The sequence below is a fragment of the Rhodococcus sp. 05-2255-3B1 genome (assembly GCF_002258545.1).
In the GTDB taxonomy this organism is placed as follows: Bacteria; Actinomycetota; Actinomycetes; order Mycobacteriales; family Mycobacteriaceae; genus Rhodococcoides.
Map to the genome: position 1 here is coordinate 25,028 of NZ_NOZC01000046.1, position 13,351 is coordinate 38,378.

Annotated in this window: 11 protein-coding genes; 10 read left to right on the plus strand and 1 reads right to left on the minus strand. The window is 65.0% G+C overall.

Going from position 1 to position 13,351, the window contains the following annotated elements:
* Positions 1-29: 29 nt before the first annotated feature.
* From CH249_RS26805 to CH249_RS26845, 8 genes are all read left to right on the plus strand, one after another.
* Complete coding sequence (locus CH249_RS26805; RefSeq protein WP_032397559.1) at positions 30-1,553, plus strand: aldehyde dehydrogenase family protein; 1,524 nt, start codon at positions 30-32, stop codon at positions 1,551-1,553.
* A complete protein-coding gene (locus CH249_RS26810; RefSeq protein ID WP_179273177.1) occupies positions 1,553-2,092 on the plus strand; it encodes a DUF779 domain-containing protein in 540 nt (179 codons plus the stop codon). The genes CH249_RS26805 and CH249_RS26810 overlap by 1 nt, the downstream gene beginning before the upstream one ends.
* Before the next feature lie 80 nt (positions 2,093-2,172).
* Positions 2,173-3,150 (plus strand): cation diffusion facilitator family transporter, encoded by a 978-nt coding sequence (locus tag CH249_RS26815; protein WP_032397558.1) that lies wholly within the window; start codon positions 2,173-2,175, stop codon positions 3,148-3,150.
* A gap of 140 nt (positions 3,151-3,290) precedes the next feature.
* The gene (gene eat, locus CH249_RS26820) at positions 3,291-4,745 is read left to right on the plus strand and encodes an ethanolamine permease (protein WP_032397557.1); all 1,455 of its coding nucleotides are present in this window, start codon (positions 3,291-3,293) and stop codon (positions 4,743-4,745) included.
* Positions 4,742-6,154 (plus strand): ethanolamine ammonia-lyase subunit EutB, encoded by a 1,413-nt coding sequence (locus CH249_RS26825; RefSeq protein ID WP_094632359.1) that lies wholly within the window; start codon positions 4,742-4,744, stop codon positions 6,152-6,154. The genes eat and CH249_RS26825 overlap by 4 nt, the downstream gene beginning before the upstream one ends.
* Positions 6,155-6,243: 89 nt before the next feature.
* Positions 6,244-7,017, plus strand: a complete 774-nt coding sequence (gene eutC, locus CH249_RS26835) for an ethanolamine ammonia-lyase subunit EutC (RefSeq protein WP_094645398.1) — start codon at positions 6,244-6,246, stop codon at positions 7,015-7,017.
* 54 nt (positions 7,018-7,071) lie between these two features.
* Complete coding sequence (locus CH249_RS26840; RefSeq protein WP_179273178.1) at positions 7,072-8,688, plus strand: AMP-binding protein; 1,617 nt, start codon at positions 7,072-7,074, stop codon at positions 8,686-8,688.
* A 31-nt stretch (positions 8,689-8,719) separates the two neighbouring features.
* Complete coding sequence (locus CH249_RS26845; protein ID WP_094683650.1) at positions 8,720-10,666, plus strand: acetoacetate--CoA ligase; 1,947 nt, start codon at positions 8,720-8,722, stop codon at positions 10,664-10,666.
* Here CH249_RS26845 and CH249_RS26850 read toward each other — a convergent pair.
* The gene (locus CH249_RS26850) at positions 10,642-11,076 is read right to left on the minus strand and encodes a thioesterase family protein (protein WP_094632367.1); all 435 of its coding nucleotides are present in this window, start codon (positions 11,074-11,076) and stop codon (positions 10,642-10,644) included. The genes CH249_RS26845 and CH249_RS26850 overlap by 25 nt on opposite strands.
* A gap of 73 nt (positions 11,077-11,149) precedes the next feature.
* Here CH249_RS26850 and CH249_RS26855 point away from each other — a divergent pair, with 73 nt between their 5' ends.
* Both CH249_RS26855 and CH249_RS26860 read left to right on the plus strand, forming a co-directional pair.
* Entirely contained in the window at positions 11,150-12,607 is a 1,458-nt protein-coding gene (locus tag CH249_RS26855) for an amidohydrolase (protein WP_094683651.1), read from the plus strand.
* Between the two features lie 59 nt (positions 12,608-12,666).
* Positions 12,667-13,092: a PPOX class F420-dependent oxidoreductase gene (locus CH249_RS26860; protein WP_094645389.1), complete on the plus strand. Its 426-nt coding sequence runs from the start codon at positions 12,667-12,669 to the stop codon at positions 13,090-13,092.
* Positions 13,093-13,351 lie beyond the last annotated feature (259 nt).

Consider the following 13,351-nt stretch of genomic DNA (forward strand, 5'->3'; position numbering starts at 1 on the left):
GAAGCACGTGTCGATCAGGAGGATTTTCAATGTCCGTCTACTCCCGTCCAGGTTCCGCCGATTCCGTCATGTCGTTCCAGTCGCGTTACGACAACTGGATCGGCGGCGAGTGGGTACCGCCGGTCAAGGGTCAGTACTTCGAGAACCCGACTCCCGTCACCGGAGAGAACTTCTGCGAGGTCGCCCGCTCCACGTCCGAGGACATCGAGCTCGCGCTCGATGCCGCACACGCCGCAGCGCCCGCATGGGGCAAGACCTCCGCCGCCGAGCGCGCCGTGATTCTCAACAAGATCGCCGACCGAATCGCCGAGAACCTCGAGTCCATCGCACTGGCGGAGTCCTGGGACAACGGCAAGCCGATTCGCGAGACTCTCAACGCCGACATTCCGCTCGCCGTCGATCACTTCCGCTACTTCGCCGGCTGCATCCGCGCGCAGGAGGGATCACTCTCCGAGATCGACAGCGACACAGTGGCATACCACTTCCACGAGCCGCTCGGAGTCGTCGGGCAGATCATCCCGTGGAACTTCCCGATCCTCATGGCCGTATGGAAGCTCGCGCCCGCTCTCGCGGCCGGAAATGCCGTGGTGCTCAAGCCCGCCGAGCAGACTCCCGCATCGATCCTGCACCTGATCTCGATCATCGGCGATCTCCTGCCTCCGGGCGTCGTCAACATCGTCAACGGATTCGGAGTCGAGGCAGGCAAGCCGCTGGCGTCCAGCCCGCGCATCGCCAAGATCGCCTTCACCGGGGAGACCACCACCGGCCGTCTCATCATGCAGTACGCGTCGCAGAACCTGATTCCGGTGACGCTCGAACTCGGCGGCAAGAGCCCCAACGTCTTCTTCTCCGACGTGCTGCAGGCCAACGACGATTACCAGGACAAGGCGCTCGAGGGCTTCACGATGTTCGCCCTCAATCAGGGTGAAGTGTGCACCTGCCCGTCGCGCTCGCTGATCCAGGCGGACATCTTCGACGAGTTCCTCGCCTTGGCCGCCATCCGCACCAAGGCTGTGCGACAGGGAGATCCGCTCGACACCGAGACCATGATCGGCGCACAGGCGTCCAACGATCAGCTCGAGAAGATTCTCTCGTACATCGAGATCGGCAAGGGCGAGGGCGCACAGGTCGTCACCGGCGGTGAGCGTGCGCAGCTCGGCGGAGATCTGAACGGTGGCTACTACGTCCAGCCGACGATCTTCACCGGCAAGAACAACATGCGCATCTTCCAGGAGGAGATCTTCGGCCCGGTCGTGTCGGTCACGTCCTTCAAGGACTACGACGATGCCATCGACATCGCCAACGACACCCTCTACGGACTCGGCGCAGGCGTCTGGTCTCGCGACGGCGGCGTCGCCTACCGAGCCGGACGCGACATCAAGGCCGGCCGCGTGTGGACCAACACTTACCACCAGTACCCCGCGCACGCCGCGTTCGGTGGCTACAAGCAGTCGGGTATCGGCCGCGAGAACCACAAGATGATGCTCGATCACTACCAGCAGACCAAGAACCTGCTCGTCAGCTACGCCCAGAAGGCCCAGGGCTTCTTCTGATGAACAGCGCTGCGCAGCCCGCGCGGCTGAAGACCACCGTCGGGGCGATGGACCTGCTCCGTCGCCTCGGCGGTATCCACGGGGAACTGATGATGCATCAGTCCGGGGGATGCTGTGACGGGTCGTCGCCGATGTGTTATCCCGCAGGCGAATTCATCGTCGGCGACCGGGACGTTCTCCTGGGGTACATCGACCTTCGACTGGGGGTCGGTGAGGTCCCACAGGACCTGCCGACCGGGAGCGACGGTGTGCCGGTGTGGATCTCGGGATCCCAGTTCCAGGCGTGGAAGCACACCCAGCTCGTGCTCGACGTGGTTCCCGGCCGCGGCGGTGGATTCTCGCTCGAATCGCCCGAGGGAGTGCGGTTCCTCAGCCGCGGACGTGCATACACCGCCGAGGAGAACGACATTCTCGCGCAGCATCCACCACTGGTGGGAGTCGACTGGGAAGAAGGTCGACGGCCGGAGGTTCCCGCAGACCCCTTGGTGGTCGCCGAGGCCGTCGATGCGTGTCCCGTCCCTGGGATGCTTCAGGGCTGAGTGCCTGCGGCAGTGGTGCGGTTGGATGCCGCAGGTGGCACACAACCGCACCACTGCGCGCAGCGCATACAGTGCGAGCGATGAAGAGTTCATCGAAATCCGACGCGGCCGAGGGCGGCGAAAGCCTGCGTACCGTGGTGATCGCATTCGTCGCCAATCTCGGCGTCGCGATCGCCAAGACGTTCGCCGCAGTGTTCACCGGGTCGGCGTCGATGGTTGCCGAAGCCGCGCACTCGTGGGCGGATACCGGTAACGAGATCTTCCTGCTCGTCGCCAATCGTCGAGGTTCGCGCGGGCCCGACGATCGGCGGCCGCTCGGCTACGGGCGCGAGACCTACTTCTGGTCGACGCTCGCAGCCATCGGTCTCTTCGTCGCCGGTGCTGCGGTATCGGTGTGGCACGGCATCACCTCGTTGCTCGCCGGCGAATCGAGCAGCGAGAACTACCTCGTCGCGTATGTGGTGCTCGCCGTCGCATTTCTGCTCGAGGGAGTGTCGTTCCTGCAATCGGTTCGGCAGATTCGCGGTGAAGCGGCCGAATACGACAAGGACTTCCTCGACTACGCACTCGAGACCTCGGATCCGACGCTGCGCGCGGTGTTCGCGGAGGACAGCGCCGCATTGATCGGCATCGTGATCGCCGGTGCGGGAATCGGGTTGCATCAACTGACGGGGTCCGCGGCCTTCGATGCCATCGGATCCATTCTGGTGGGTGTACTGCTCGGAATCGTCGCCTTCGTGTTGATCGATCGAAACCGCCGATTCCTGACCGGCGAACCAGGATCGAGAGCATTATGGAACGCGGTGGTGCAGCGGATCGAGCAACTTCCCGAGGTGGCGTCGGTCAGATTCGTGCGCATCGAGTTCGTCGGTCCCAAACAGATCTACGTGGTGGCGAGTGTCGATCTCGTCGGTGATTTCGCAGAATCACGCATCGCGCACACGCTCCGGCGGCTGGAGCGTGAGTTGGAAACCAACAGGGCTGTGGTGGACGCGGTACTGACAGTCGCCGAACCGGACGAGGGAGACATCGGCGACGTCAACGCCGTCGGAACCTGACGTAATTCGCCCGTCACTCACCGATGACGCGGCGCTTACATCACGGGCCTATCTTGAACCGATTCGCGCGCCACACGTGTTGTGAATCGTCCCCTCGGGCGTGACCCCGCTCCGAGCGAACTTGCTACGAGAGGCTTGCAATGTCCGTGGTAGACCCCCAGTCGTCTCAATCGAAATCCGGCTCTCACGAGGGCACTCGGTCGCACGTCGAGGGCGGTGACTACCTGGCCAAACGTACCCTGAAGAAGGGGACAGCGGGCTGGGTCCTGCTGGCCGGCCTCGGAGTCAGCTACGTCATCTCCGGCGATTACTCGGGGTGGAACCTCGGTCTCGCGGAGGGCGGTTTCGGTGGCCTCCTGATTGCGGCGATCATCATCGCGGGCATGTACCTGGCCATGGTCCTCGGCATGGCAGAGATGTCCTCGGCGCTGCCTGCAGCGGGCGGTGGCTACACCTTCGCCCGCCGAGCGCTCGGGCCGTGGGGCGGATTCGCCACCGGCACAGCCATTCTCATCGAGTACGCGATCGCCCCGGCGGCAATCGCCACGTTCATCGGTGCCTACGTCGAATCACTCGGACTGTTCGGTATCACCGACGGCTGGTGGGTCTACCTGGTGGTCTACGCCGTGTTCATCGGGATCCATCTGTCCGGCGCAGGCGAAGCCCTCAAGATCATGTTCGTCATCACCGGAATCGCACTGGTCGGACTCGTGGTCTTCGCCATCGCCGCCATCGGACAGTTCGACGCAAGCAACCTGACCGACATCGCCCCCACCGACGCCGCCGGAGCCTCCGGATTCCTGCCGTTCGGCTACCTCGGAATCTGGGCTGCCGTTCCGTTCGCCATCTGGTTCTTCCTCGCCATCGAAGGTGTTCCGCTGGCCGCGGAAGAGGCCAAGGATCCGACGAAGAACGTCCCGCGCGGCATCATCGCCGCCATGGGCGTGCTGCTCGTCACCGGTGCCGTCGTGCTGTTCCTGGTGACCGGGGCCGGCGGTGCCGACGCCGTCAAGGAATCGGGGAACCCGTTGGTGGAAGCTCTCGGTGACGGAACCGCGAGCAAGATCGTCAACTACATCGGCCTGGCCGGACTCGTCGCGTCGTTCTTCTCGATCATGTACGCGTACTCACGCCAGCTGTTCGCGCTCTCGCGCGCCGGGTACCTGCCGAAGACGCTGTCCATCACCAACTCTCGCAAGGCCCCCACACTGGCGTTGATCGTGCCGGGCGTCATCGGCTTCTTGCTCTCGTTGACCGGTCAGGGCGGAATGTTGCTCAACATGGCCGTGTTCGGTGCGGCTCTGAGTTACGTTCTGATGATGGTCAGCCACATCGTGCTGCGTCGTAACGAGCCGAACATGGAACGCCCGTACCGAACCCCCGGCGGCGTCGTGACCACAGGATTCGCGTTGGTCATCGCAGCCCTCGCCGTTGTCGCCACCTTCGTCGTCGACTCCACCGCAGCGCTGTGGTGCCTGGCCGTGTTCGTCGCGTTCATGGCCTACTTCGGCATCTACAGCAGGCATCATCTGGTTGCGAATTCGCCGGACGAGGAATTCGCCGCACTGGCCGAGGCCGAGGCCGAACTGGAATGACGATCTACACCCAACAGGTCTCAGGTACCACCTACACCTTCGACGGTCTGGTGGACCTGATGGCCAAGGCGACCCCGCTGCGGTCGGGAGACGAATTGGCCGGTTGCGCAGCTGAATCCGATGCCGAACGAGCTGCAGCGCAGTGGGCATTGTCGGAGGTCTCGCTCGATGTCTTCCTGCACGATCTGCTCGTTCCGTACGAGAGCGACGAGGTCACCCGGCTCATCATCGATTCACACGACCGAATCGCGTTCGGGGCGGTCTCGCACCTGACCGTCGGAGGTCTGCGGGACTGGCTGCTGCAGGTCACCGCAGGGCCGAACGCGGCGGCGACGTTGCGCTCGGTTGCTGCCGGACTGACCCCGGAGATGGTGGCGGCGGTCAGCAAGATCATGCGGAACCAGGATCTGATCGCGGTGTCGCGGGCCGCGCAGGTGACGTCGGCGTTCCGTACGACGATAGGGCTGCCCGGAACACTGACCACGCGACTCCAGCCCAATCACCCGACGGACGATCCCCGCGGAATCGCCGCGGCCACGCTCGACGGACTGTTGCTCGGATCGGGCGACGCGGTGATCGGGATCAACCCGGCCACCGACTCACCGCAGGCGACGGCCGACCTGCTGCATCTGCTCGACGAGATTCGGCAACGCTTCGAGATTCCGACGCAGTCGTGCGTTCTCTCGCACGTGACGACGACGATGGAACTGATCGACAAGGGCGTTCCGGTCGATCTGGTGTTCCAATCCATCGCGGGCACCGAAGGAGCCAATTCGAGCTTCGGAGTGAACGTTCCGCTGCTGCGGGAGGCCAACGAGGCCGGAAGATCGCTGCACCGCGGAACCGTCGGGAACAACGTCATGTATCTCGAAACCGGTCAGGGTTCGGCATTGTCGGCGGGTGCGCACGTCGGCACCGGCGACCGCCCCGTCGATCAGCAGACCCTCGAAACGCGCGCGTACGCCGTGGCCCGCGATCTCGAGCCGTTACTGATCAACACCGTCGTCGGATTCATCGGGCCCGAGTACCTGTACGACGGCAAGCAGATCATCAGGGCGGGCCTGGAAGATCACTTCTGCGGCAAGCTGCTTGGACTGCCGATGGGAGTGGACGTCTGCTACACCAACCACGCCGAGGCCGACCAGGACGACATGGACACCCTGCTGACGCTCCTCGGCGCGGCCGGGGTCGCGTTCGTCATCGCGGTTCCCGGTGCCGACGACGTCATGCTCGGATACCAGTCGCTGAGCTTTCACGACGTGCTCTACGTCCGACAGGTTCTGGGTCTGCGGCCGGCACCGGAATTCGAGTCGTGGCTCTCCCGTCTCGGCATGGTGGACGCCGACGGCCGGGTCCTCGACGTCGATGCGGCGGGTTCACCGCTACGGGCCTTGATGAGTGCGCGATGATCGGTGAATCGGAGGTGGCAGGAGTGGAGCCCGCGGAACGACCAGGGAGTGCAGGAGTGGAGCCCGCGGAACGACCAGGGAGTGCAGGAGTGGAGCCCGCGGAACGACCGGAAACAGAGTTCTGGGGCGAGATGCGGGCGATGACGCAGGCCCGGATCGGACTGGGGCGCATCGGTGATTCGTTGCCGACCACGCGGGTGCTCGAGTTTCGCTCCGCACATGCCGCCGCGCGCGATGCGGTGCACATGCCGCTCGAGGTCGAGGAGTTCGTGGGCCGGGTCGAGCAGGTCGGTCTCGGTGCACCGTCGGTGGTGACGTCGTTGGCGACCAGTCGTGCGGAGTATCTGCGACGGCCCGATCTGGGTCGGCAGCCGAAGGATCTGTCGGCGGTGCCGCATTCCGAGGACGAGATCGGCATCGTGTTGGGCGACGGCTTGTCCCCGCGTGCGCTCGCCGATCACGGTGTGGCGATGCTGGACGCGTTGAAAGCAGAGCTCTCCGATCGTTATTCGATCGCGGCTCCGGTGATCGCGACCGAGGCGCGGGTGGCGCTCGGTGATCACATCGCCGCGGCGATGGGTGTTCGGACGGTGCTGGTTCTGATCGGGGAGCGTCCGGGGTTGTCGGTTGCCGACAGTCTCGGCATCTATTTGACGCATCTGCCGAAACCCGGGTGCACCGACGCCGATCGCAACTGCATCTCCAACATCCATCCGCCGGAGGGACAGGGGTACGCACAGTCGGCACGAATCGTGGCCGGCCTGTTGGCCGGTGCCAGGAGACTCGGGCGGTCGGGTGTGGCGTTGAAGGACACCTCGCGAGCCGATGTGCTCGAAGCGGCCGAGGCCCTCACACTCGAGTGACGTCCCCCTATTCGGGGGTGGCTGTACGTGACCGGGCTCACTACCGTGGGGTCCATGGACAGTTATTCTTCCGGCGCGTCGGATACCGCAGTTCTGGACGACACGATCGGTGCCGATCTGGATCGCACCGCGGCGCTTTACTCGGATCGTGACGCGTTGATCGATGTCGCGTCCGGGCGGCGGTGGACCTACTCGGAGTTCGTCGCCGACGTCGACCTGTTGGCGGCCGGCTTGCTCGTGGCCGGAGTCGAGGTGGGGGACCGTGTCGGAATCTGGGCTCCGAACTGCCCGGAATGGGTTCTCGCGCAATACGCGACGGCCAAGATCGGTGCCGTGTTGGTCAACATCAATCCCGCCTATCGCTCACACGAGTTGCAGTTCGTGCTGAAGCAGGCCGGGGTGTCGGTGTTGTTGTCGGCCACGGAGTTCAAGGGATCGAACTACGTGGCGATGATCGACGACGTGCGCCCCGAGGTGGAATCCCTGCGTGAGGTGCTGTTCATCGGGAGCATCCAGTGGGAGGCGATGACCGATCGCGGGCATCGAGCGTTGGCGAAGACTCCGCGGATGATCACCGATGTGTCCGAGCGACTTGGTCCCGACGATGCGATCAACATCCAGTACACCTCGGGGACAACGGGATTCCCCAAGGGTGCGACTCTCAGCCATCGCAACATCCTCAACAACGGCTTCTTCGTCGGCGAGCTCTGCCACTACACCGCAGAGGACCGCGTCTGCATTCCGGTGCCGTTCTACCACTGCTTCGGCATGGTGATGGGCAATCTCGCGTGCACCTCGCACGGCGCAGCGATGGTGATTCCCGGTCCCTCGTTCGATCCGGTGGCGACGTTGACGGCCGTCGCCGCCGAGAAGTGCACGTCGCTCTACGGAGTCCCGACGATGTTCATTGCCGAACTGGCACTGGAGAACTTCGACGAATTCGACCTCGGCAGTCTGCGTACCGGCATCATGGCCGGATCGCCGTGTCCCACCGAAGTGATGAAGCAGGTCATCGACCGAATGGGGATGGCCGAGGTGTCGATCTGTTACGGCATGACCGAGACGTCTCCGGTGTCGCTGCAGACTCGAAGCGAGGACTCCATCGAGCAGAGGGTGTCGACCGTCGGACGCGTCGGTCCGCACCTGGAGGTCAAGATCGTCGACCCCGTCCTCGGCGAGACGCTGCCCCGAGGCGAGGCCGGCGAGCTGTGCACTCGCGGCTATTCGGTGATGCTCGGTTACTGGCAGCAGCCCGACAAGACCGCGGAGGCGATCGACGGCGAGGGGTGGATGCACACCGGCGACATCGGGGTGATGGACGAAGACGGCTACGTGGCGATCACCGGGCGGATCAAGGACATGGTGATCCGCGGCGGCGAGAACATCTATCCCCGCGAAGTGGAGGAGTTCCTCTACACCCACCCCGACATCCTCGACGCCCAGGTGATCGGTGTGCCCGACCCGAAGTACGGCGAGGAGCTCATGGTGTGGATCAAGATGAAAGACGGTGCAGCGCCTCTCGATTCGACTGCGGTGCGCGCCTTCTGCGACGGACGGCTGGCCCACTACAAGATCCCGCGATACGTGCACGTGGTCGACGAGTTCCCGATGACGGTCACCGGCAAGGTGCGCAAGGTGGAAATGCGCGAACGGTCGCTCGGATTGATCTGAATATCGCCCTCGGGCTGCCATACTCGCTGCCATGACCAGTGCGCTGTGGACACCGACGGATTCCGACGTCGCCGAGGCTCGGGTGACCGAGTTCGCGCGATTCGTCGAGAAACGCCACGATGTGCTGCTACCGGACTACTCGTCTCTGTGGCGATGGTCGACGAACGAGTTGGAACTGTTCTGGCGAGCGGTGTGGGATTTCTTCGAGGTTCGCTCCTCCAGTGTGCCGACGACGGTGCTCGCAGAGCACGGTATGCCGGGAGCACACTGGTTTCCGGGTACCGAACTGAACTACGTGGACCAGGTCGTTCGGCACGCTCGATCGGGCCGCGCCGCGATCGTCCACGCCCGCGAAGACGGTTCGACGCGGACCGTGACGTGGGAGGAGATGATCGATCAGGCCGGGGCGCTGGCAGGCATGCTGGCCGACGCGGGAGTCCGACGCGGCGACCGCGTCGTCGGATACCTGCCCAACGTCCCCGAGGCGGTGATCGCCTTCCTGGCGACCGCGAGCCTGGGGGCGGTCTGGTCCGCGTGCGGGCAGGACTATTCGGCCTCGGCGGCACTCGACCGTCTGGGCCAGCTCGAACCAACGGCACTGATCACTGCCGACGGGTACGTGTACGGAGGGAAGTTCCGAGACAAGGCCGCCGACGTCGACGCGCTCACGTCGGGGCTGCCGACACTGCAGGTCGTGGTGACGGTCGGCGAGGCGTCGGGAAACGCAGTGAGCTGGTCTGCCGCAACGGAGCACAGTCGTGAACTGGCCCCGGCGTCGGTGCCTTTCGACCACCCGCTGTGGGTCGTGTTCTCCTCGGGCACCACGGGTCTGCCGAAGGGAATCGTGCACGGTCACGGCGGTGTGGTGCTCGAGCATCTCAAATCCGTTGCCCTACAGTCCGATCTGGGCCCCGAAGACGTGTTCTTCTGGTACACCAGCCCCAGCTGGATGATGTGGAACTTCCAGATCGCCGGCCTGCTGGTCGGATCCACAATCGTGTGCGCCGACGGAAGTCCGGCGTTCCCCACGCCGGATGCGCTGTGGGACATCGCCGCTAGGCTGGGTGTGACGTACCTCGGTACCAGCCCCGGGTACGTGCTCTCGTGCATCAAGGCCGACACGCATCCCGGCACCGACCACGATCTGTCGGCGCTGCGGGCCGTCGGCATCACTGGGTCCGCGATGCCTGCATCGTCGTCGATCTGGTTGTCGGAGAACATCGGAGCGCACCTGCCGGTCTTCTCCATCTCCGGCGGGACCGACGTGGTGTCGGCGTTCGCCGGGGGAGTGCGGACCGCCCCGGTCTGGGCGGGGGAGCTGTCGGTGCCCTTTCTCGGGGTCGCGCTCGACGCCTACGACGAGGACGGCGAACCCGTCCGCGGTACCGTCGGCGAACTGGTCGTCACCGAACCGATGCCGTCGATGCCGCTGTACTTCTGGAACGACGCCGACGGATCTCGATACCGGGACGCCTATTTCGACACCTATCCGGGAATCTGGCGGCACGGTGACTGGATCACGATGACCGACCGCGGCAGCGTCGTCGTGCACGGAAGATCGGATTCGACGCTCAACCGCAACGGAATTCGCATGGGCAGCGCCGACATCTACCAGGCCGTCGAATCTCTGGACGAGGTGACCGAGGCGCTCGTCCTCGGCATCGAGCTACCCGACGGTGGATACTGGATGCCCCTGTTCGTGGTGGTCCCGGACGGTGTGACCGACGAACTGCGGGAGCGTATCGCATCCGTCATCAGAACACAGGCATCGCCGCGACACGTTCCCGACGACATCATCGCCGCACCCGCGGTACCCCACACCCGGACCGGGAAGAAGCTCGAGGTGCCACTCAAACGCCTCTTCCAAGGTGCCACTGCTGCAGGCACTCTCGATGCAAGTGCCGTCGACGATCCGGCCGCGTTGGCGTGGTTCTTGGATCGGGCGACCGAGTTTCAGCGCGTCCAGCGGGCCAGGTAGGCCTTTTCCTCCGGCGCGATGCGGCGCAAGGTCTCGGCACCGACGTCGACCATCGCCATCCGGGTCGTCGCCACCACGGCGGGCGGTGAATCGGGTGCTGCGCCCGCGGCACGGACCTCGTACCCGATGGTGAAATCGACTGCGCGCACCTTCTCGAACCACAGCGTGACGTCCAGCGGACCGTCCGAGTGCCGAAGCGGCTTCTTGTACGCGATGGTGACATCGGCGATCAACGCACTCTTGATCAGAGACTCGTTGGCCTCGCCCTCGCTGAGCAGCCATTCGATGCGCGCTTCTTCGAGCAGGGTGACCATCCGGGCATGGTTGATGTGTGCGAAGGCGTCCATATCGGACCAGCGCACCGTCACGCTCGCGTGATATCCGACGGGCTCGGTCGACTCTGTCCGCATCGCAACAGGCTCTGGCTTCATCGCTAGAGGATGGCATGCGCGCCCGTGCGGAGGACGCTCTAGAGTCCCAGGAGTGATTATCGCCAACGTCGCACTGGATGGTTCCGGGCTGCTCGTCGACATCGAACTCGCGGGCTCGGTCATCGCGTCGATCACCCCCGCGGGCACCCGACGAGCATCGAGCGACGAGGTACTCGACGGTGGTGGCGGGGTGGCGCTGCCCGGGTTCGTGGACTCGCACGTGCACCTGACACAGTGGGCGGCGGCGCGGCGACGAATCGACGTCGGGCCCGCGGCGTCGGCGGCCGATGCCGTCGCACTGGTGTATCCCTATGCTCGGACAGCAGGCGAATCGGTGGTGCGCGCCAACGGCTTCCGTGACGCGCACTGGCCGGAGGAGCCGCACAAGGACCTGCTCGAGAATGCGCTGCCCGGTGCCCGCGTGGCGATGACGAGCATGGACCTGCACACGTTGTGGCTGAGCCCGGCGCTGCTCGACGATCTGGGTATCGATCACCCCACCGGTGTGCTCCGCGATGTCGACGGCCTCGAAGCGGTCATGGCGCTCGAGGAGCAGGACGACCCGGCCGAACTCGATCGGGCCGTGCTCGACGCGACCGCAGCACTGGCGGTCCGCGGTGTCACCGGCGTCGTGGATTTCGAGTTCGCTGACAACAAGACGGTCTGGGATCGACGGTTGACGGCCGGCTCGCCCGCCGTCCGCATCGACACGACGGTGTGGCCCCAATGGCTCGACGAGGCACTCGATCGCGGCGAGCGGACCGGAGACGTCTCGGCCCACTCGGACCTGATCAGACGCGGCCCGCTCAAGGTGATGCTCGACGGTTCGCTCAACACCCGAACCGCGTGTTGCCACGATCGATACCCGGGGATCGACGGGGACGACGCGTACGGGCTGTTGCTCGAGACCCCGGACAGTCTCTTCGATCTCGTCGCGCGGGCATCACGCGGCGGCATCGCGGCGGCCGTCCACGCGATCGGTGATCGCGCCAACACCGTCGCGCTCGATGCGTTCGAGCGCGCCGGCTGCGGCGGTCGAATCGAACATGCGCAGCAGATCCTGCCGGAGGACATCACGCGGTTCGCCGCCTTGGGTGTCGCTGCATCGGTGCAGCCGCAGCACGCGATGTCCGATCGCGACATCGCCGAGGATCTGTGGGCAGGACGGCGTTCGGTGGCCTACGGCTACGGAACGTTGCACCGCAGCGGTGCAAGGCTGCTCTTCGGTTCCGACGCCCCGGTCAGTCCGCCGGAGCCGTTGGCGGGAGTCGCGGCTGCGGTGTTCCGTACCGACGACGAGCGACCTCCGTGGCATCTCGACGAAGCAGTACCCCTCGAGGTTGCTCTGCGCGCGGCGTGCGGTGGCCGTGGGCCACTCCGAGTGGGGGATGCGGCGGACATCGCCGTGCTCGTCGAGCATCCCGTGCACCGCTCGGTGCACGATCTCGCCGAGACGGAGATCAGAGCCACGATCTGCGCCGGTGCGCTCACTCACGCAGCGGCGGTGTAGGTGAGCCCGGGCGAAGCCGCGGATCGATTCTGTCGGACCACCCGCGTAGCGTGACAGCGATGACGTCGATCACCGATCCGCGCGTACGCGAGTTTCTGTCCGCGGGTACCCGCACCGGAAAGCTCGGGTACCTCGCCTCCGACGGAAGGCCACTGGTGGCACCCATCTGGTTCGTCGTCGAGGGCGACGCGATCGTGTTCAACACCGGGGGAGACACGGCCAAGGGAAAATCGATCCGCCGTGATCCCCGCGTCGTCCTCACCGTCGATCTCGAGGAGCCGCCGTACGGATTCGTCCAGGTGCAGGGCATTGCGTCGGTCGACGAGGACCCGGCGGAGTTGGTCCGCACAGCGACCGAGATCGCGGCCAGGTACATGGGCCGCGAGCGAGCCGAGGAGTTCGGCATCCGCAACGGCGTACCGGGCGAATTGATCGTTCGGATCACGCCGACCAAGGTAATCGCCGCTTTCGACATGACGGGATGACGACCGACGGGATCCGCGCTGTCGGGCCTGTAGATTGACCGGGTGCCGAATGGAGTCGGAGTGTGTCGGGCGACTCCGAATCGGGTACCGACTTGTAACGACCCGGTGCATACACACGGATATGTACTGAAAGGTAACTTCGACTTGTTTCCGGTGAGAAAATAAAGAACGACGTAGGCAATTTGCTCGATGTGTTCGGTGCCCACCGATCGCTGCCGATTCGGCAGCCGGTGGGGGCGCATGTGATTGTGGGAAAGAG